At 61.7% G+C, this 21669-nt stretch carries 13 protein-coding genes; 9 read left to right on the top strand and 4 right to left on the bottom strand.

What is annotated here, in order from left to right; translation table 11 throughout:
• Positions 1-159: 159 nt before the first annotated feature.
• On the bottom strand, positions 160-2493 hold the full coding sequence (locus ABIC50_RS16290) for an FdhF/YdeP family oxidoreductase (RefSeq protein WP_354165434.1): 2334 nt from the start codon (positions 2491-2493) through the stop codon (positions 160-162).
• 336 nt (positions 2494-2829) lie between these two features.
• Here ABIC50_RS16290 and ABIC50_RS16285 point away from each other — a divergent pair, with 336 nt between their 5' ends.
• The 4 genes from ABIC50_RS16285 (at position 2830) to ABIC50_RS16270 (ending at position 7164) form a co-directional block, all read left to right on the top strand.
• Positions 2830-3651 carry an alpha/beta fold hydrolase gene (locus tag ABIC50_RS16285; protein WP_354165432.1) on the top strand — a complete coding sequence of 274 codons (822 nt, stop codon included), beginning with the start codon at positions 2830-2832 and terminating at the stop codon, positions 3649-3651.
• Between the two features lie 151 nt (positions 3652-3802).
• On the top strand, positions 3803-4189 hold the full coding sequence (locus tag ABIC50_RS16280; protein ID WP_012366369.1) for a response regulator transcription factor: 387 nt from the start codon (positions 3803-3805) through the stop codon (positions 4187-4189).
• A gap of 121 nt (positions 4190-4310) precedes the next feature.
• On the top strand, positions 4311-6500 hold the full coding sequence (locus ABIC50_RS16275; protein WP_354165429.1) for a PAS domain-containing sensor histidine kinase: 2190 nt from the start codon (positions 4311-4313) through the stop codon (positions 6498-6500).
• Positions 6490-7164, top strand: a complete 675-nt coding sequence (locus tag ABIC50_RS16270; protein WP_354165427.1) for a response regulator transcription factor — start codon at positions 6490-6492, stop codon at positions 7162-7164. Before ABIC50_RS16275 ends, ABIC50_RS16270 begins: the two co-directional genes overlap by 11 nt.
• A gap of 132 nt (positions 7165-7296) precedes the next feature.
• On the opposite strand, the gene ABIC50_RS16265 is transcribed toward ABIC50_RS16270, so the two are convergent.
• From ABIC50_RS16265 to ABIC50_RS16255, 3 genes are all read right to left on the bottom strand, one after another.
• Complete coding sequence (locus ABIC50_RS16265; protein WP_354165425.1) at positions 7297-8457, bottom strand: NAD-dependent formate dehydrogenase; 1161 nt, start codon at positions 8455-8457, stop codon at positions 7297-7299.
• A gap of 208 nt (positions 8458-8665) precedes the next feature.
• Positions 8666-14176, bottom strand: coding sequence for a trifunctional serine/threonine-protein kinase/ATP-binding protein/sensor histidine kinase (locus tag ABIC50_RS16260; protein WP_354165422.1), 5511 nt, complete (start codon positions 14174-14176; stop codon positions 8666-8668).
• A gap of 118 nt (positions 14177-14294) precedes the next feature.
• Positions 14295-14951: a response regulator transcription factor gene (locus tag ABIC50_RS16255; protein WP_354165420.1), complete on the bottom strand. Its 657-nt coding sequence runs from the start codon at positions 14949-14951 to the stop codon at positions 14295-14297.
• Positions 14952-15486: 535 nt separating this feature from the next.
• Here ABIC50_RS16255 and ABIC50_RS16250 point away from each other — a divergent pair.
• From ABIC50_RS16250 to ABIC50_RS16230, 5 genes are all read left to right on the top strand, one after another.
• Positions 15487-16842, top strand: a complete 1356-nt coding sequence (locus ABIC50_RS16250) for a nitrate- and nitrite sensing domain-containing protein (protein WP_354165419.1) — start codon at positions 15487-15489, stop codon at positions 16840-16842.
• Between the two features lie 328 nt (positions 16843-17170).
• On the top strand, positions 17171-18013 hold the full coding sequence (locus ABIC50_RS16245; RefSeq protein ID WP_354165416.1) for a formate/nitrite transporter family protein: 843 nt from the start codon (positions 17171-17173) through the stop codon (positions 18011-18013).
• Positions 18014-18166: 153 nt separating this feature from the next.
• Complete coding sequence (locus ABIC50_RS16240) at positions 18167-18352, top strand: hypothetical protein (protein ID WP_229063468.1); 186 nt, start codon at positions 18167-18169, stop codon at positions 18350-18352.
• A gap of 490 nt (positions 18353-18842) precedes the next feature.
• Positions 18843-19730: a LysR substrate-binding domain-containing protein gene (locus tag ABIC50_RS16235; RefSeq protein ID WP_354165414.1), complete on the top strand. Its 888-nt coding sequence runs from the start codon at positions 18843-18845 to the stop codon at positions 19728-19730.
• Between the two features lie 743 nt (positions 19731-20473).
• Positions 20474-21568, top strand: a complete 1095-nt coding sequence (locus tag ABIC50_RS16230; protein WP_354165412.1) for a Rieske 2Fe-2S domain-containing protein — start codon at positions 20474-20476, stop codon at positions 21566-21568.
• Positions 21569-21669: the final 101 nt, after the last annotated feature.

The following is a 21669-nucleotide window of genomic DNA, read 5'->3' as shown; positions in this document are numbered from 1 at the left end:
GTGCACGACGTCAACGGATGATCGACCTGCGATTTGCTTAGAAATCGGTGGCGATGGCGGGAGCCAGTATAAGTAGCCCCGGCGCGCCCGTAATATTCAAATTCATCATCGCCGGCATGCCTTTTTCGTATGCGTCGCCGGTCGGCCATACTGAGCGCCTTACCCGCCGATCGCGCGCGCAACGGCGAATGCCGCGGAAGCCGGGCCTACCGTTGCCGCACGCATCACCTTCACCGGGACGGACTTGTACGCGGGTGTGCGGCTTTGCGGGTCGAACGCATCGAGCGGCACGAGCGGATTCGCTTCGGGGTAGTAGGCGCCGCAGCAGCCGTCCGGCAGCGAGTATTCGACAATCTTGAAGCCGCGCACGATACGTTCGATGCCGTCCGTCCAGAGCGCGACGATATCCACGCGCTCGCCCGGATGCAGGTTGCGCCTGGCGAGTTCGCGCGGATTCATGAACAGCACGTCGCGCTGCCCGAATACGCCGCGATATCTGTCCGAATGAGAATAGAGCGTGGTGTTGTACTGATCGTGGCTGCGCATCGTCGTGAGCATCAGCGCTTCCGGGTCGCCATGATCGAAGTCTTCGTCAAGACCGGCGAAGACGAGGAAATTCGCGCGGCCCGTCGAAGTCGCCCACACCCGTTCGCGCGCGGTCGACGCGAGATGGAAGCCGCCGGGTATGCGGATGCGGTCGTTGTATGTCTGGAAGATCGGGAATACCACTTCGATCGCGTCGCGAATCCGGTCGTAATTCGCGACGAGATGTTCCCATGGAACGCGCGATGCACTGCCGAGCGTCGCACGGGCGATACCGGCGACGATCGCCGGCTCGCTGAGCAGGTGCTCCGACGCCGGCGCGTTGCGGCCAGCCGACGCATGGACCATCGACATCGAATCTTCCACGGTAATCGATTGCGGTCCGTCCGCCTGGATATCGATTTCGGTGCGTCCGAGGCAAGGAAGAATCAATGCGGCCTTGCCGTGTACCAGATGGCTGCGATTGAGCTTCGTTGCGATATGCACGGTCAGGTCGAGCCGGCTTATCGCCGGCTGCACGCGGACCCAGTCCGGTATGGCTGCGGCGAAATTTCCGCCCAGCGCGAAAAATACCCGGGCATGGCCGCGCATCATCGCGTCGATGGTGGCGAGCACGTCATGACCGTGTGCGGCGGGCGGACGGAAGCCGAACGCGCGCTCGATGCCGTCGAGCAGCGCAGCGCTCGGCTTCTCGGTGATGCCGACCGTCCGGTTGCCTTGCACGTTCGAGTGTCCGCGCACCGGACAGATGCCGGCCCCCGGGCGGCCGACGTTGCCCCGCAGCAGCGCGAGATTTGCGATCTGCTGCACGTTTTCCGTACCGCGCCGGTGCTGAGTGAGCCCCATGCCGTACACCAGGATCACGTTGTTCGCCGCCATGTAGATGCGCGCGGCATTTTCGATGTCGGCGCGCGCGAGCCCCGATACGCGCTCGATGGCGTCCCACGACGCCGCGCGCAGGTCCGTGACGAGCTCATCGATGCCGTGCGTATGGCCGGCGATGAACGTCACGTCGAGGATGCGGGGTTGGTCGGTCGCGACGGCCGCGTCGTCGGCCTCGACGATGGCTTTCATCATCCCCTTGAGCACGGCCGCGTCGCCCCCGACGCGCACCTGGTAGAGAAACGCGCTGATCGGCGTCGAACCGAGCGTTGCCATTTCGAGCGGATTCTGCGGCGCGGTGAAGCGCTCGAGCGCACGTTCGCGAAACGGGTTGAACGAGACGATCTTCGCCCCGCGGCGCGATGCCGCGTGCAGGTCGGTCATCATCCGGGGGCTATTGGTGCCGGGATTCTGACCGAAGATGAAGATCGCGTCGGCCTGCTCGAAGTCTTCGAGCAGCACGGTCCCTTTGCCGACGCCGATCGACTGGGGCAGCCCGACGCTCGTGGCTTCGTGGCACATGTTCGAGCAATCGGGGAAATTGTTCGTGCCGAATTCGCGTACGAACAGCTGATAGAGGAACGCCGCCTCGTTCGATGCGCGCCCGGACGTATAGAAATCCGCCTGATCGGGATGATCGAGGGCGTTCAGGGCAGTCGCGATCGTCGAGAACGCGGCCTCCCAGGTGATCGGGACGTAGCGATCCGACACGCGGTCATAGGTCATCGGGTGAGTGAGACGTCCGGCCATCTCGAGATCGTAGTCGTCCCATGTCGACAGCTCGGACACGCTGTGCGCGGCGAAAAACCCGGGCGTGCAGCGCTTCGACGTTGCCTCCCATGCCACCGCTTTCGCACCGTTCTCGCAAAATTCGAACGATGACGTATGTTTCGGGTCCGGCCACGCACAACCCGGGCAGTCGAATCCCTCCGGTTGATTCATCCGCAGCAGCGTCTTCGCGCCGGACACGGCAATGCCCTGTACCGCGAGCGCCGCTCCCGTCGCTTTCAGCGCGCCCCAGCCGCCGGCGGGTTCGCTATAGATTCGAACGGTCTTTTTCTCGGCCATGTCGGGTTCCTCCATCGATTCGGTTCGATCTTGAGGCGCGCATGCGCGGCGGCATTGCACCGTGACGGCGCGAGTTTCGAATTCGCACGCAAGAATTCGCGCGGCAGCGGTGAGCGCTGCAAATCGACCGCCTGCGTCCGGAGCGGTGAGCGCCGCGGACGACCGTGCGGAGCCGAAAATCCCGGTCCCTGTCAAAAAGAGCCGGGCATGGTCGTTTCGATAATCGTTCCAGTGCGTGGGTTTTGCGGCCGCGAGCTGCGGCCGCAGGGCGACGCGTAACGTCGCTTCTACGGTGAAAGACCGGCTGGAAGCGGCATCGTCAAGGAGAGTACGAAGATGGCAACGCTCGTATTGAAAGACGGGACCGAACTGTTCTACAAGGACTGGGGCTCAGGCCAGCCGGTGGTGTTCTCGCATGGATGGCCGTTGAATGCCGATGCGTGGGATGCACAGATGATGTATCTCGCCGAGCGAGGCTATCGTGTGATCGCGCACGACCGCCGTGGGCACGGCCGCTCCAGTCAACCCTGGAGCGGAAACGAGATGTCGCGTTACGCGGACGATCTTGCCGAACTGATCGAGTATCTCGATCTCAAGGACGCGGTGCTCGTCGGTCATTCGACCGGAGGTGGCGAGGTTGCCCGTTATATCGGCCGGTACGGCACCGGTCGTGTGGCGAAGGCCGTATTGATCGCGGCGGTGCCGCCGCTGATGCTGAAGACCGACGCCAATCCAGGCGGCTTGCCGTTGTCGGTGTTCGACGACATCCGACAGGGCGTCCTCGCGAACCGCTCGCAGTTCTTCAAGGACCTGGCGGTGCCGTTTTACGGCTTCAACCGTGACCACGCAAAGGCGTCGGACGGGACGGTGGATGCCTTCTGGTATGCGGGTATGCAATGTTCGATCAAGAGCGCGTACGATTGCATCAAGGCCTTCTCGGAAACCGACTTCACCGCCGATTTGCGCAGCATCGACGTTCCGACGCTGATCCTGCAAGGCGATACCGATCAGATCGTTCCGCTGGACGATTCCGGCCGGCTGGCGGCAGAGATCGTTCGCGGGGCACGGCTGACGATCTATCCCGGCGCGCCGCACGGCTTGTGCACCACGCATGCCGATCAGGTGAACGCGGATCTGCTCGCGTTCATCCGCGCATGACGTTCCGGCCGCGCGTCGCGTCGTCGGGCGGGACGGCGCGAAACTATACGTATAGATGATTTCCGCGGATTGTCGATTTCTCTAATATTGGGTTCGACAGGGCGGCCAATGTCGGGTCGCCCGAAATGGAATTCCGTCCGAGGGCCCGGGTTTGCACAATTTTCCAATCGTTTCGATTGTTGACGATGACGAATCCGTCCGTGTCGCCACGTCCAGTCTGGTTCGCTCTCTGGGATGGAGCGCGAAACTTTATGCATCGGCGGAGCAGTTTCTGGCGTCCGACGACGTTCGGGAAGTCTCGTGCATCATTTCAGACGTCCAGATGCCCGGCATTTCAGGTCTGGAGATGTATCGACAGCTGGTGGACAGCGGCGTCACGGTGCCGATCATCTTCATTTCGGCATTCGTGTCCGAGGCCGTCCGGCGCCAGGCGGTCGGTATGGGGGCGATCAGCGTGTTGAGGAAACCCGTGGATGCCGTACAAGTCGCCCGTGATCTGGCATCGGTGAAGGAAGGTCGGGGGAACCCGGCTTCATAAGCGCATTCATGAAGCCGGGTATCGCCGCTCGTAACGTCAACGCGCCGCCGTGGGAACGGGAGATACCGACTGGCAATTCCCTACTTTTCATTTCCTTCAGGCACTGCGAAACACGACGACGATGAGCAATCGGACAATAGGCAAGCCATGGCGAGAAGACGCGCGTGTGTTGTACACGTTGGCCGGTGCACTGACGGCGCTTATTTTCATTATCGACGTGACGCCGCTCGATACCGCGATTGCCGTGCTTTACGTGGCGGTGGTGCTGCTGGCCGCGTCAGCCGGCTCGCGTCGGGCGACGTATGTCGCCGCATTCGGATGCGTGGGACTGACGTTGCTCGCGCTTGCGCTGTCGCATGACGCACGATATTCCGGCGGTGCGCTCGCCCGCTGCGGCGTAAGCCTGCTCGCGATCGTGACGACCGCAGTGTTGTCGCTACGCAATCTCGCCAACACCGGCATTCTGCGCGAGCGACTTCAGTTGCTCGATCTGACTCATGACGCGATTGTCGTTTACGACTTGCAGGACCGGATCGCATTCTGGAATCAAGGCGCGGAGGCGCTTTACGGCTGGACGGCCGAACAGGCGCTCGGCCAGCCGGTCCATATGTTGACGCAGACCGTCGCGTCGGTGCCGCTCGACGACATTCACCGTGCCGTACTCGAATGCGGACAGTGGCAGGGCGAACTGCAGCGTGTCCGCAAGGACGGCAAAAAGGTGATGATTTCGAGTCGGCTCGCGCTGTGGCGCGATGCCGGCGGAAAGGCGGTTGCGATACTCGCGACCAACAATGACATTACCGACCGCAAGCGCCTGGAAGGCGAAATGCGGCGGCAGCAGGACGAGTTGCGCGCGATGATCGACGCAATTCCCGCGATGGTGTGGAGCTCGGACAGTAACGGCAAGATCGACTACGTGAACCAGCGGTGGACGGAGTTCGGTGTGTACATGGCCAAGCGCGAAGAAGATATCTGGCGTGCCGTCGTCCACCCCGACGACTTCGATCCGATGCAGCACGCGTGGGAGCGCGCCGTGTATAACGAGTCACGGTTCGAGAGCACCGTTCGGATCAGGCGCGAGGACGGCGTTTACCGGTGGGTGCATATCCGCGCGGCGCCGCTTCGTGACGAGAGCGGGCGTGTCGTTCGCTGGTATGGCGTGAATACCGACATCGAAGCACGCAAGCAGGCCGAACAGGCGTGGCGCCGCAGCGAGGCATTTTTATCGGGCGCGCAGCGGCTGAGTCATACCGGCAGTATTGCGATGAGGCTTCCCGACTGTACGATGTGGTGGTCCGACGAGACGTATCGCATCTTCGAACTCGATCGCCACCGGGTGCCGGATTTCGAATCGATTGCGTCGCGCGTCCACCCCGACGACGTAGCGCTTGTCCGCGATGCGTGGCATCGCCAGATCGCAGGTGCGTCGGATCCGGACATCACGTTTCGACTGCTGATGTCCGATGCCCGCGTCAAACACGTCCATTACGTCGCGCATCCGATCCGGCATCAAAAGGAAACGGAATACGTCGGCGCATTGATGGACATCACCGAGCGTGTCGTCGCGCAGGAAGCGCTGGATCGATCGAATGCCGAACTGGCGCACGCGACGCGGGTAACGATGCTGGGCGAACTCGCCGCATCGATTGCTCATGAAGTCACGCAGCCGCTTGCCGCGATCGTCACCGCGGGTGACGCTGCATTGCGCTGGATCGACCGTCCGGAGCCCGATCTGGGCGAGGTACAGCAATCCGTCACCCAGATGATCCGCGACGCCAAGCGCGCCTCCGACATCATCCGACGGATTCGGGCGATGGCGAGAAAGCGCGCGCCCGAGCAGGTGCCGCTCGACCTGAACGACGTTGTGCGAGAATCGCTCGAACTCGTCGCGCGCGAGCTGGAAACCCACCGGGTGGACGTAGAGGCCGACTATTCCGCGTCGCCACAGCGTGTGTGCGGCGACCGCGTCCAGTTGCAGCAAGTCGTCATCAATCTGGTGATGAACGCGATACAAGCGATGTCGGGGCTCGCCCCCGGCACGCGACGCTTGCTGCTTCGCACCCGGGCGCGGGACGGTCACGCTCACATGATGGTGGAGGACCACGGAGCCGGGGTAAGCAACGAAGACTTCGACCGGCTGTTCAGCGTATTCTTCACGACGAAACAGAATGGGATGGGTATGGGGTTGTCGATTTGCCGGTCGATAGTGGAAGCGCATGGCGGACGTATCTGGGCCGAGATCCCGGAGCGGGCCGGAATGGTCATACAGTTCGTATTGCCACTGGATGAGGAAATGTGTAATGAACACTGATACGCAAGACCCCGCCCAGCAATCAATCGTTTATGTCGTCGACGACGAAGAGTCGATGCGAACGGCGGTCGACATGCTGCTCCGGTCGGTAGGGTTCCGCGTCGAAGCGTTTGCATCGGCGCAGGAGTTTCTCGCCTTCGACAAACCCGATGTGGCGAGCTGCCTGATTCTCGACGTTCGCCTGAAAGGCCAGAGCGGGCTCGCGGTTCAGGAGCAGATCGCGGCCGCCGACCTGCATCTGCCGATCATCTTCATGACGGCGTACGGCGATATTGCGATGTCGGTGAAGGCGATGAAGGCCGGTGCGATGGATTTTCTTCCGAAGCCATTTCGGGAGCAGGACATGCTCGATGCGGTCACGACGGCACTCGAGCGCGACGCGCGCTGGAGAAGCGAGCATCGTTCGCTCGCCGACCTGCGTGCACGCTATGCCACGCTGTCCGCGCGCGAGCGCGAGGTCATGGCGTTCGTGGCGAGCGGGCTGATGAACAAGCAGATCGCCGCAGAAATGAATCTGAGTGAAATCACCGTAAAGATTCACCGCGGACAGGCGATGAAGAAGATGGAGGCGCGCTCGTTGGCCGACTTCGTGAAGAAGGCGGAGGCGCTGGGTGTCGGCCAGCCGGCGCAGGCGCCTGCGGCAGCCAGAATGCAGCGTAGCTAGCGGGCGTCGAAGCCCGATGAGTCGGGACGTTCGGCCGCTCATCCGATTCGAGTTTCCAGACGACGGCGGCGGCGGCCGGGACCACGCCGAATGCACGACGTCTCGGCCCCGCGAATCGGCGCGTTGCGCGCATCAGCTCAACTTGTACGACGCAGCACCCGTCCCGGCGAGTTTTCCCGCGTCGACGATCAGGTACTCGGGACGAATCGGCCGACCCTCGAGATGGCACTGCAGGATCTCGAGGGTGCCTGCCGCATAGCGAGCCTGCGCGGACAGCGACGTGCCCGAGATATGCGGCGTCATTGCTTCGCTCGGCATGTGGCGCCACGGATGGTCGGGCGGCGCGGGTTGCGGGAACCACACGTCGCCGCCATAGCCTGCGAGGCGGCCGGATTCGAGCGCTCGCACGACCGCGTCTCTGTCGCACAGCTTGCCGCGCGCGGTGTTGATGAGATAGGCGCCGGGCTTCACGTGGCTGAACATTTCATCGTCGAACATATGTTCGGTGGACGGATAAAGCGGGCATTGCAGGTTGATCACGTCGCTGACCTGCACGAGGGACCTGGCGCTGTCGTGGTAAGAGAGGCCGAGTTCGCGTTCGAGGTCCGCCGACAGCCGATGACGACTGTGGTAATGAAGGTGTACGTCAAACGGTTTCAGCCGCCGCAGCACGGCCAGCCCGATGCGTCCCGCCCCGATCGTTCCGAAATGCATGCCTTCGAGATCGTAGCTTCGGCTCACGCAATCGGCGATGTTCCAGCCGTCGTTCGTCGCGAACTGATGAGCGGGAACGAAATTCCGGACCAGCGCCAGCACCGTCATGACCACGTGTTCCGCGACGCTGATGCTGTTCGAAAACGTTTCTTCCGCGACGGTAATGCCGCGCTCCGCCGCAGCCTGGAGATCGACGTGGTCCGAACCGATCCCGGCGGTGAGCGCGAGTTTGAGCTTGCGTGCTTTCGCGATTCGCTCCCTCGTCAGATAGGCCGGCCAGAACGGTTGCGAAATCACCACGTCCGCGTCGGGCAGGTGCCGCTCGAACGCGGAATCGGGTCCGTCCTTGTCGCTCGTCACGATTAGTTCGTGACCGTTTGCTTCCAGATAGGGCCGCAGGCCGAGCTCCCCCGACACGCACCCGACGAGTTCGCCCGGCGCGAAACCCAGCGTACCTTGCGGGGAAGGCAAGCGCTGTCCGCCGGGATATGCCGCGATCGCCGGGATTCCATCACGTACGTACCGGGGCGGATAGCCGGACGTCGGATCCGGGTAGAGAACACAGAGAACTTTCGCCATTCATCGTCTCCTTCCTGAGTTGACGGGTCTACGCGGTGACGCGTCGTCGCAGATTAGGAGAGACGGACCGTGGCGAGTTCTATTGCGGCACGGCTTTTGCCAAATCGCATGAAGTGCCCGCGGTACTCCGAGGTGCCTTTCGCCCGTTGGATGAATCGATTGCGTCAAGTCGTGCGGTGCAATGCCGGCAATCGATGTCGCGATGGGGCTACGATGCCGACGATGGAAGCGTGATGTGAAATGTCGTGCCGGACGGTTCGTGGACGGTCGCCCGCAGTTGTCCGTCGTGGGCCTGAACGATCGAATGAGCAACCGAGAGACCGATGCCCATTCCCGTATCCTTGGTGGTGAAAAACGGCTCGAAAAGCCGTTCCATATGTGCGGCCGACATACCGGGGCCCGAGTCCTTCACCTTTATGTCCACCGTGCCGTCGCCGCTGCGCGATGTGGAGATCGACAGTAGCCGGCGTCCTTCGTTGACGGCGTGCATCGCCTCGATCGCATTGGCGACGAGGTTGAGCACGACTTGCTGAAGCTGTACCCGATCGCCGGTCACGGTCGGAGGCGGGGCGGCAAGCGTCGTTTCGATGCTGATGCCGTTTTTCTCCGCGTCTCGCCGTGTCATGAATAGCACTTCGAGGATCGCCTCGTTGAGGTCGACTTGCTCCTTTCGCACCGGAGATTTGCGCACGAGGTTCCTGATGCGGTCGATGATGTCACCGGTCCGCAAGGTATCGCGTACGATAAGTTCGAGCGCTCTGGCTGCGCGGTCGACGTTTGCCGGGCGAGCAGATAGCCACCGTAGCGCGGCGTCGGCATTCGCGGACATCGCGGCGATCGGCTGCTTCACCTCGTGACTGATCATGGCCGTCAACTGTCCGACGGTCGATACCCGGTTCGCGTGCGCGAGTTCCTGCTGCATTTCGCTGAACCGGATTTCGCTGTCTCGCGCACGCGCCTCGGCACGCTTGCTTTCGCTCAGATCGAGCACGAAGGCGACCCCTTGATCGCCCGTCGGCGAGAACATCGCGGCCCCGACCAGGACAGGCGCGCGGCTCCCGTCCTTGCGAAAATACTCTTTCTCGATCGGTGCAAGCACGCCGGTCGCGCGAAGTACCGGTTCGTGGATCTGGAAGTCGACCTGAATCCATTCCGGTGGCGTGATGTCCCTCCAGTTCAACTGGCGATGGTCGAGCTCGTCGCGACTGTAGCCGAGCAACTCCAGAAAGGCGGCATTCGCGTCCAATATCGTGCCATCCAGCGCGTAGATGAAGATGCCGATGATGTTCGCGTCCACGAGGCGTCGAATCCGGGCTTCGCGGTCGGACAGTTCCCGATACAGGCGCGCGTTCTCCAGCGTAATGGCGACCTGCGAAACGAGAACGCCGAGCGAGGCCAGGCGGGCAGGCGCGAATACGCCGGTGGAAAGCCTGTTTTCCAGGTAAAGCGTACCGACTAATGTGTGTCGACGAACGAGAGGAATGCACAGGATCGAGCGCACGCGATGGGTGACCGTGTAGGCATCGGTCGCGCATATCGGATCCTTTGACGCATCGGGTATCGACAGCACTTCGCGAGTGCGCATCACGTAATTGATCGTCGCCGTCGGGACCCGGTCGGGGTCGAGCGGCGAGCTTTCCTGCTGAATGCATACCGCCTCGCCGCGAACCGTCGCCTCGGCCTGGATCTTCGCGGCACCATCGTCCGCGGTGAGAATCAGAATGGCGCGATCCGCGCCGGAGTGAGTCAGCGCAGCTCTCATGAACGTATCGACGACATTCTCGAGCACGATCTCGGACGACACCCGCTGCGAAACGTCGATCAGCATCCAGTAGTCGATCTCGCCGGCCGTCGACCGCATCGTCTCGTGCGCGTTGCTGCCACGTGGGTCGGCATTCAGATGCGGGTATGCGTCGTCGAGTTGCCGGACTTTTCCCGGCGCCTCCCAACGCAGGTACCCGTAACGGGCATTGCGCAAGTAGGCATCGCTGATGATCGACAAGCCTCGGGACTGGTAAAAACGCGCAGCCAATTCGCTCGCAATCGCTTCCTGATGCGGAAAGTCGTTCGCCCGTGCGGAATTGATCGCCTGTTCATAAAGCCGCTCCGCATCGAGGATGCGCGATTCGATGCGCGCGATTTCGGCATTCACGAGCGCCGCGCGATTGTCGAAATTCTGCGGAAAGTTGCTCGCCAGCACATTCAGCTTCGCCTGGTGCCGGGCGAGTCGCTCCAGCTGGCCGGCCCGCATCGCGGGCGTAACGCGCTCCAGCGTCGAGGCCAACGTGAGCGCGGCGTAGAAATGAAATTCGGCCTCTTCCAGGAACATCGAAGAGGTCCATATCAACGGCTCGGCACGGAGCAGCGACGCGAGAGCGGTGTCGTGGTCGCCTGCCAGATAACGCGCTTGCATCTTTCGCGTCCAGTACCAGCACTCCGCGATGGCAAGCCCGGGACGATTCGAAAGCCGGAATTCGAATGCCTGTTCATTGAAGCGTTCGCTGTCGAACGTCCCGAGCTTTCTCGTCCGCCCTCGCAGGCTGTCGACGAACGCGAGCTGTGTCGAGATGATGTCGACGATCAGCCCATGTTGAGCGTTCCGGGCAAACGCAAGGCCGCGTTCGGCTTCGGTATGGACGGCGGAAAGGGGATCGCCCGCGAACAGCAATACCCTGTTCAGACCGGTCAGGGAATACGATGCGTACAACAGGTCCCCGGTCTTGTTGGCTGCGGAAAACGCAGAGCGCAGTGTGTCCTTGGACGCGCGGACATGCTCGGCCCAGCACTTCGTGAAGATCGCGAACACCATGGACGTGCTGGCATGGTAGCGGTGTTGTGCGTTGCGTTCGGCAATGCGGTAGCCCGCGTGGCTGAAGCGAATCCCCAGGTCGAAATCGCCGAAACGCGGCCCCGCGGTCCGGCTAAGCGTGCAGAACGCCACGCAGGACGCGTCACAGTTTCCGCTGGTCAGGCTGAGGTTGATGGCCTTGCATGTAATCAGGGAGTTCAGATTGAAATCGGTGAAGCATGCCGCGGAAAGCAGGCGGGTCAGTACTTCCAGCGTAGTCAACGCCACCGGGTCGACCATGGCCGGCAATCCGGCGATGTCGTCGATCGTCAGGTTGGCTGCACGCCGGTGGAGTTGCGCATATTCGTCGTGCACGTCCTGATCGGCCGGATGTGCCGACGATGTGATACCGACGCAACGCAGATATTCGAGCGCGACGGCGATCGCGTCGTCGCTTTGGTCGAGCGCCGTGTACACGTCCATCCGTTGTACCGTGACGCGACCGCGCTCGATCAGGCCCAATCCTTGTATCGGCAGGGCGGCCAGGCGCCGTTCCGCCAGCTCGAGTTGTCCGGTCAGGAATTCGCATTCGGCAAATTCGAGTTCGAACTCGAAATGGATACCGGCTGGGTCGTTGGTTGGTATGGCGCTCAGTAGCGCCGTGCCGGCATTGAAGTAGCGAAGCGCCGTGTCGTACGCGGCGGAACGCTTCGCTCGAATGCCGGCTCGCAAATTCAGCGCGGCGACTTCGTGCCGCTCTTCCGGCAAGATGAGTTCGTCTCCGGCGCGATTGAATTGGCCGACGATTTCGAACACCAGCCCTTCGTCGGCCCCTTCGGCGAGATGCGGCAACAGGCGCCGCGCAGCCGTCAGGTGTATTTCCGCGCGCGAGCCAGCAGGGATGAGCGAATAGGCTGCCTCGTGAATCCGGTCGTGAGCGAATCGATAGATATTTCCCGCGCGTTCGACGAGTTGTTGGCGGATGGCGGCTTGAAGCTCACCGTGCAACGCTTCTTCGCTGGTTTGACGCACGATCGCCAGATTGCAGGCCGTCGCCGCGCTGCCCAGGCACGCAAGGTCGCGCAGCGCGTCCTTGCAGTGTGGTGGAAGCCGGTTGAGCCGGATAGCCATCAGGTCCGCGACGTTGTCCGTATAGCGGGCGCTCCGGACGTCTTGCACGTTCCACGACCAGCGACCGGCGGCGGGATCGATGACGAGCACGTTCTCTTCCGCGAGTGCATGCAGGAACTGAACGACGAAGAACGGGTTGCCTGCCGTCTTCGAATATACGGCTCTCGCAAGCGGCTCGATCAACTTGTCGGTGGAGTGCAGGATGTCGCGAAGAAGGGGCGCGACATCCCTGGCAGTCAATGGCAGCAGATCGATTTCATGAACGGCGATTCCCGCGGCTTTGGCGATGGAAATCTTTCGCGTCAGTGGATGATCGGCATCGACTGCATTGTGACGATACGCACCGATCAGCAGCAGGTGGCGCATGTCGGAATGGTGCGCGATATGTTCGATGAGATCGAGCGTTGCGGCGTCTGCCCATTGAAGATCGTCGATAAAGAGCACGAGGGGAGGGCTCAGCGTCGCGAACACCTGCATGAGGTCCGTCAACACGCGTTGGAAACGGACCTGAGCCTGTGGCAGCGGCAACTCCGGTACGCCGGGTTGCTTGCCGATCAGCAGTTCGAGATCCGGCACGAAGTCCGTGACGAGGCTTGCGTTCTGCCCAAGTGCATCGAGAATCGCGCTGCGCCAGCGGCGTACGTCGTCTTCGCCTCTGGCGAACACGGACCTGATCATGCCTTTCAGCGCAAGCGCCACCGCGGCATACGGTACGTCGCTGTTGTACTGGTCGCACTTTCCGCTGGCGAAAGTCCCTTGAAACGTGCCGGCCGCGGTTTGCAGCTCGCGCGCGAGACACGATTTGCCGATCCCGGCATAACCGGAAATCAGCACCAGCTCGGTCGATCCCGCGAGCATGGCCCGTGAAAATGCGCCGGTCAGTCGCGCCAGTTCCTGGTCCCGGCCGTACAACCTGGCCGGTCCGGAAAGTCGCTCGGGCAGATCGGCGACGCCCAAGTCGAACCGAGATATCGTCGCGCTCGCTGACCACTCCGCCATGCAGCGACGCAGGTCGCGCTCCAGTCCTGCCGCGCTTTGATAGCGCTCGCCGGGGCATTTCTCGAGCAATTTCATGACGATCGCCGACACCTGGGGATCGACGAGTCCGTGGCGCAGATGGGGCGCGACGGGCGTGCGCGACGTGTGACTGTGTATCCACTCCATCGGAGCGGTTGCGGAAAATGGCAGTTGCCCGGTCAACATGCGATAAAACACGACACCCATGCTGTACAAATCGCTGCGCGCATCGATCTGCCAATTCATGCGGCCCGTTTGCTCAGGCGCCATGTAGGCCATCGTGCCGGCAATGATTTCCGGGTGATCTGCCATTTCGCGGCGATGCTGGCCGCCGAGCGCGATTCCGAAGCCGGTGAGCCTCATACGGCCGCCGGGTTCGTCAACGTACAGGTGGGCGGGTTTGAGATCGCGGTGAACGATCCTCGCGGCGTGCATATGGCCGACAGAGACGACGATCTGAAGCGCGATATTCAGAAAGCGTCGGGTGTCCAGCGGCTCGCTCAATAGCTGCTCGAGGCTGACGCCGGCCGCGTTTTCAAGAATGAGCGCGACGCTGTCGCCTTGCCGCTGTAATTCGAGCGGGCGCAACGCCCACGCGCTGTCCAACTGCTCGCGCATCCGGTATTCGTTCAATAGATGTTCGACGGCGATCGTGCTGGATGCGCCGCGTCGCGGCCGGGCGACGACGACCGGGATGCGCCGCCCTTCGGCGTTCGTGATGCATGCGCGGGAGTGAGAGATGCCGTCGTCTTCAGGGATGACGGAGGGGGCGGTATCGGTCATGCCGGTGATCGCTGTTCCGGGAGAGTTATGGCTGACGGAGTCGTCATGACGATCGGCAACCCTCGGCGACCTGGCGCGGCGCCGTCACGATCGCCGCGGCTCGTTTATCGTTGCGCGCTCAGGCCTGTGCGGCCAGACGCGCGTCGCGGCTGATCAAACCCAGCGCTTGCGCTTTCAGTACGAAATCGGCAATCGACGGCGACTTCATTTTCTTCATCGCTTGCCCGCGGTGCAGTTTGACCGTGATCTCGCTCAAGCCCAGTTCGGTCGCGATTTGCTTGTTCAGCAGCCCGTTGGCGACCATCGTCATGATGGTTCGTTCTCGCGGCGTCAGTGTGTCATAGGATGCCCGCAATATCGCCATCGATCGATCGGACGTGCGGCGCTTGCGATCCGACTCCAACGCGCGTGTCACGGCGTCGATCATGTCCTGTCCGCGAAACGGCTTAGGAAGAAAGTCGAGCGCACCGGCCTTCATCGCCTGAACCGACATGGGGATATCACCGTGCGCCGTCATCAGGATCACGGGCAAGCGCATGTTCCGTACGATGTGCTCCTGCACGGCGAGTCCGCTGTGCCCCTTCAAGCGAACGTCGAGGACAACGCAACTCGGCCGGTCCGGCAAGCCGGCGGCCAGGAACGCATGCGCACTGTCGAACGAAACGACATGCAAGCCGACGGAATCGAGCAACGTTTCGACCGCTTCACGCACGGCGCTATCGTCATCTATGACAAAGACGACCGGGTCCGTCGTATCACCATTCAGGTCCGTCATCACCGCTCCGCCACTGAGATCCATAGGAATTGCACTTGATTGATGTTTTTGCTTAACAAGCTGGCACCCCGGCCATATAGCGCCACATTTTAGAGCGAAACAAGTCGCCGGAACCGGCAGAGGGCATCCTGATCGGACGAGGGCGGCGGGTCGCGAGCAATATGATGGTGCGCGTGAAATCAGTCTCTGGAACTAAATCGAACACGTTCGGCGGCGCGCATCGCCGCGTCAAGCAGTGTGGCGGAGCAAGCCCAAGGTATTGCCATCTGGCAGTTCATGAATTTCGTCCGTGTGCAGCCGGCTGGCCAAGTTTTGCCGATCGTGCGGCTGATGGAGCGCATTCGCCGGCTGCTTAGATTGCGTGACGATCGGGCTATAGGGAACCCTATCACTACGCTCCGATTGCCCGCTCGAACTCAGGTTTCGGTTGCGGACCGCGCCTTCGTCACGAATCTTGACATGCAAGGCGTCAAAAAATAACGATTATTGTCCGCACTACACTGCACCGAGTCCCTGTCGACGGTCAGTATCCACCATGCCCGCCACCGCCCTGCAATTCGCGCTGCTCGCCAAGCATCAGGAAATCGCGTCCCTGCGCCACCTGGCCGAGCAGATCGAATTGGTTGACCTGCTCGGCCGCCTGATCCATGCGCTGCAGCGCGAGCGCGGCGCCACCAGCATCTATCTGGCATCGAGCGGCAAGCGCTTTGTCGCCGAACGCGCGGCTTCGCGCGGCGAATCGGCGCCGCTCGTCGCGCAGTTGCGCGAGCGCCTGGATCTGGAGCTGACGCCCACGCGAGGCTCGACGTCACGCCTGCTGTCGCTGATCGCCTGGGTGCTGCTCGACCTTGAATCGCTGGATGTGCTGCGCGAACAGATCGACCATCTTGCGCTGTCCGCGCCGGATTCCGTCCAGGCGTTCAGTACCGTGATCGGCGGCCTGGTGGAGCTGATTTTCCAGTTTGCCGACAGCGGGGCGGATCCGTCGGTGTCGCGCATGCTGATTGCCCTCGTCCATGTCGTCGAGGGCAAGGAGGAAGCGGGACAGGAACGCGCCGTCGGCGCGCACATGTTCGCGGCGGGCACGTTTTCGGCGGACCAGCAGCAGCGCCTGCTGTATCTGATAGCCGCGCAGGAGCGCAGTCTCGAAGTCTTCGCGAGCTTCGCAAGCACGGCGCAAAACGCATGGTGGGAAACCCGCATGACGGAGCCGCACATGGCGGCGCTCGAGAAGCTGCGCCGCGTACTGTGCACGGCGCACGCCGGCGATGCGCTCGATGCCGTCCTGAGCGAAGCATGGTTCGACGCCGCGAGCGCCCGCATCGATGATCTCTGGCACCTTCAGATTGCGCTGACGCTGCAGGTGCAGGAAACGTGCAACGCGCGAATCGACGACGCGCACCGAACGCTGCGCGACTCCGAGCGCCTGATGGCGCAGTTGCGGAACAATCCGCCCCCGCATACCCAGGCGCTCGCCCAGTTCTTCGCCGGCGATCCGTTGTCGGCGCGCGCGGCGGTTCACGAACTGCCGGGACGTCTCTCCGGCTCAGACCTGGGGACGCTCGCTAGCCTGAAATCCCTGCTGGCGTCGCAATCGGCGCGACTGGCCGGCGCGGAGGTCGAGCTCGACGCGGCACGTCGCGCGCTCTACGAACGAAAGCTCGTGCAGCGCGCGAAAAATACGCTGATGACGCGCTTCAGCCTGCGGGAGGACGAAGCGTATCGGATGCTGCAGAAAGCGTCGATGGACGGCAATCGGCCGCTTGCCGATATCGCGGAAGACGCGCTGACGTCGCCTGAGCGATTCGTCGACGAGCACGCGCAGCCTTCCGCGCGACGCCGTACGCAGCGAAGCGGCCCGGAGACACCGCACGACGACGGCACGACCTGACCGGAACGCACCGCGCTTCACGCACCGCGGCGGCGCCCGAACCGCATGCACGAAGTGCAGTTTGCACCGCGCGAGTGCGATTCTCTGCGATCGGCTGCGGCCTTCTCCCCTGGCATTTCGCGTCCGACCAGTCTGCATCGCGATATTCCCGTCACTGGTATAGAAATTGCGAACATCTCGTTCGTCGGGCTAATGGCGGCCTGATGATCACGCCATGTCGAACCGTGGCGGCCGATCACGTGGATAACAGCGTCCGCGCCAGGCACTCGCATGTCGAGCGAGTGCCTGGCGCATTTTTTTTGTCCGTCCAACTTTACGAGCGCACACCATGGCCTACCTCACGCCCCACGAATTCGTCACCAGGATGGTCGACGCCGGTGAATCGAAGCTGTCGATGTCGACCCGCGATACGCTGATTCGCGCGTACATGGCGGGCGCGATCCTCGCGCTCGCAGCCGCCTTCGCGGTCAGCATCACCATCAACACCGGCAACGCGCTGGCCGGTTCGCTGCTGTTTCCGGTGGGATTCTGCATGCTGTACCTGCTCGGCTTCGACCTGCTCACCGGCGTCTTCACGCTCGCGCCGCTCGCGGTGATCGATCGCCGGCCCGGCGCGACCTGGGGTGGCGTGTTCCGCAACTGGACGCTGGTGTTCTTCGGCAATTTCGCAGGCGCGCTGACGGTCGCGCTGTTCATGGCGATCATCTTCACATTCGGCTTTTCGGAAGCGCCGAACGCAATCGGACAGAAGATCGGCGGCATTGGCGAAGCACGCACGCTCGGTTATGCGGCGCACGGCGCCGCCGGCATGCTCACGCTGTTCGTGCGTGGCGTGATGTGCAACTGGATGGTGTCGACCGGCGTGGTCGCCGCGATGATGTCGACGTCCGTACCCGGCAAGGTGATCGCGATGTGGATGCCGATCCTCGTGTTCTTCTACATGGGCTTCGAGCACTCGGTCGTGAACATGTTCCTGTTCCCGTCCGGCCTGATGCTCGGCGCTCACTTCACGATCGTCGACTATCTGCTGTGGAACGAAATCCCCACGGTACTCGGCAACTTGGTCGGCGGGCTGGTGTTTGTCGGCGCGGCGCTGTACAGCACGCACTACAAGACCGCACCGAAACGCGCGCCCGCTTCGCCGGTGGGTGTCGTCGCGCGCAAGGCCTGATCGCACTGCGCAAGCCGCAATCGAACGCCGGCGAGGCGCTGAAACGCCCGCCGGGGGCGCGCGACCGTCACGTCGGCGGATGCGTCGGGACTGATCTACGACACGGTCGCGCCGACGAGCCTTGCCGCGCGCGGAGTCGACTGGGCGCACGACATGATCGAAGCCGGCCATCGCCTGTTTCCGGATGACCTGAATGCGCCGGAGGGTTCAGGGCTCGACGCGGCCTACGAACGCGTGTGCAAGGCCCTGGATGACTGGTTACCGAGTTTCGTCGTGCCGCTCAGCCAGGTGACGTTCTTACCGGATCCCGAATCGCCGGACAATAGCCCTGCAGCGTGAGCGGCCGGCGCGCCGCGAGTGGTTCGGCGACCGACTCGTGGAGGCGCCAGCCAGACGCGTCACCTGGTCGCCGGTGGTGTTCTCTCGGCAATCGGCCGATACTCTGGACGTGATCCGCATTCTGCATATCACCGGATGGACGTCGATCGGCGCCTGTAGCGCGCGCCGAGTCCGGCCGTCGTGCCAGCCGCCGTAGACCAAAATAAATCTCTCACTCCAGAATCGTCGTGGATCAAGGCTTGCGGCCCGCAAGTTGACGACTTTATTGACGGTCCCGCCAAAATAATGTCGTCAATTCGCATACGTCCGGATTAAATTTGTCAATTCGCGTCATAGACTTCGGGCCCGACCGTAAGGCCCTGATCTTATGGACGATTCCCGGCACGCAATGCGGCCGGCTACGACGCTACGCCCGCGCGGCGCTGACAGCGGACCGCGGGTGTACCACGTTCACCACGATAGATCGACGCAAGCTTCCCCAAGGATAACCATGGAATTGCGACACCTGCGCTCCTTCAACGTACTGGCTGAATGCGCTAACTTCACGCAAGCGGCGAAGCAGTTACATGTCAGTCAATCCACCCTGTCTCACACCATTAAGCAGCTCGAAGATGAACTCAAAGTCGAATTGTTCGACCGGGTTGGCAAGCGCGTCACGCTCAATCGGGACGGTAAGCAATTTCTGGGAACCGTTGCTCGCACCTTGGGCGAACTTGACAGTGGCATCGTCTCACTAAGAAATTGCATCTCCGAGCTTTCAGGCGAATTGCGTATCGGGACGACTTCAACCTTCAACGTTCGCTTGTTGCCCGGCTGCGTTTCGGAATTCCTCACGCAAAACCCGACCGTTCACGTGACAATCGCCGAGTTGCCAGGCAAGTCGATCGAAGAACGCGTGCGAAACGGCCAGCTAGACGTCGGCATCTGCTATACACCATCCGACACGGGTGGGCTTTGGTTCGAACCGCTCTTCAACGAGGAACTCGTCATCTTTGCTCCGTTGAATCATCCTCTCGCAAAGCGACGACGTATCCGCATGGTCGAGCTCCATCGTCAGCCGCTCATTCTTCCGTCTGCCGAAGTGGGGGCACGGCACATTCTGAATGCGTGCTTTCGTGCCGTGCATGCTCAACCTACGCCCGTCGCGGAAATCAACTCCATCGTGCCAATGTTCGAACTGTCCCGCTCACTTCGCATTCCCACTATTGGCTCCGAGTTTCTGTCCAAGGCCGTAAGCGATTTTGCCGTTGTCCGAATCGTCGACCCCAAGCCCATTCGCACGCCCGTGCTCCTGCAAAAACAAGATGGACCACAGAGCGCCACCTCGAAGGCCTTCGCCGACATACTGAAGCGACAGTGCGCCCATCAGTCCGAATAGCGGCTTTAGCGGAGTTGTTCCCGCGCAGCTGGTTCCCACGAGCCTCACTCCATCAGGATTTGGCGCTGCGCGGGCCGATGAGCGCCTCGCTTCCAGTTCAAACTCGTGCGCTAGCGGTGCCCGTGGGGCCGAGCTTTGCGATCCGTCGAGCATACGCGTCACGCATTCGACGGCACGCTGCCTCTGTTCAGACAGTGGCGCGAGCAGTCGTCCGACCTGCTCGTGCTGCACCGCCATGTACGACGGCTTTGCCCTCGAATCTCCTCGGCCTGTTTCTCAACCAATCGATCACCGGGAAGTCGAACAATGCAGCATCAATCGACCGCGTCGATTGATTTCCACGAAAAATACCATTTCCCTAGATCGACCGTCTCTTCTAACCTTGGCGTAAACGTAGCCTCGAGTTGACGAACCTAAGAGGGCCCCATGCGCCCGGAAAACTGTCACAACGAGCGCTGTGCCAGAACAGAACGCTGTCGCTACGCGGATAGCGTGGAGACATCTACGGAGTACACGCCGTGCTGTATGCCTGCCTGCCAATTGAAGTTGTGCCAGTCTGCGCGCAATTTGTCGCTTTCGATGGTGGATCGTCCTACCCCGTGCCTTTCTGCCCCTTCGAAAAAGCGGCCTCGGACACCACGCGAACAGCGACCTCCGAAATGCTAGCTACCGGATTGCACCAATAGGGAATTCCGAAGCTTTTTCTTTCGTAGTACTTGGATTAAATGCGACCTGGACAGAACATGAAGCGCCCATTTTTGAGAAACGCGTGGTATGTGGCCGCGTGGGATAGCGAAGTCAAGGCCGACGAGCTTTTCCAACGCACATTGCTGAACGAGTCTGTACTTCTTTTCCGAAATGATCGAGGCGAAGTACAGGCCGTCTCGAACCGTTGTCCCCATCGCTTCGCGCCACTACACCTCGGAAAGAAACTTCCGAACGGTGTTCAATGCCCATACCACGGCCTCGAATTTGATGGCAGTGGCCAGTGCACGCGGAACCCCCACGGTGGGGGCGTTGTCCCGAAGGCGGCTCAGCTAAAAACGTATCCGGTCGTTGAAAAATACTCCCTTATCTGGATCTGGATGGGCGAAGCATCGATAGCAGACTCATCCAAGATACCTGACTTCTCGTGCCTCGATCCCCAGCTCAGCCATGTCGCCAAGCGGTACCTTCACGTAAAAGCGAACTATGTTCTCGAGACGGACAACATTTTGGATTTGAGTCACATTCAGTATCTACATCCGGGAACGCTGGGTAGTTCATCGGTTGCGGACGCAATCACGAGCGTCGTTCAGGAGGGCAACACGGTTTATTCGATGCGACAAACGGTCGGGGACATCATGCCCGAATTCCTCTATCGCCAACGCCGAATTCCCGTTGGCACACTGGTCGACCGATGGATTGACGTTCGGTGGGACGCACCAGCGCACATGCTCCTTGACGCCGGCTCAGTCGCGACAGGCAAGCCTCGTTCTGAAGGCGTCTCCAACAAGATCGCCCACATCTTCTCTCCTGAGACGGCATCGACGACGCATTACTGGTTTGCCGTGTCCAATCCGCTCTCCATGGGTGACGACGGGATGCAACGTGCAGAGGACTTTGTCTCGGGGCTCGTCCATCCTTTCCAGAATGAGGACCTCCCGATGCTCGAAGCACAGCAACACATGATTGGAGAGGCGGATTTCTGGTCTCTAAAACCGGTCTTGCTCGCTGGCGACGCAGCAGCCGTCCGTGCGCGACGCATCCTTGACAAGCTTCTGGCCGACGAGGAAGCCACCATGCAAACCATCAGCTTCGCGGCGCATCCCGCGGCGGAAAGCCTGAAGGGTCAGTGACTTTCCGCGAAAGCTGCAGACGCAACATCGAATAACTTCGCCAACTGGAATAACCGGCAGTCTCGAAATCTGAACAACGATTCAATAAGTCAAGGGTCAAC

This window comes from Burkholderia sp. 567, from assembly GCF_040545115.1.
Classification (GTDB): domain Bacteria; phylum Pseudomonadota; class Gammaproteobacteria; order Burkholderiales; family Burkholderiaceae; genus Burkholderia; species Burkholderia ambifaria.
The sequence above is the reverse complement of the archived record's forward strand: the minus strand, read 5'-3'. Positions and strand labels throughout refer to the sequence as shown.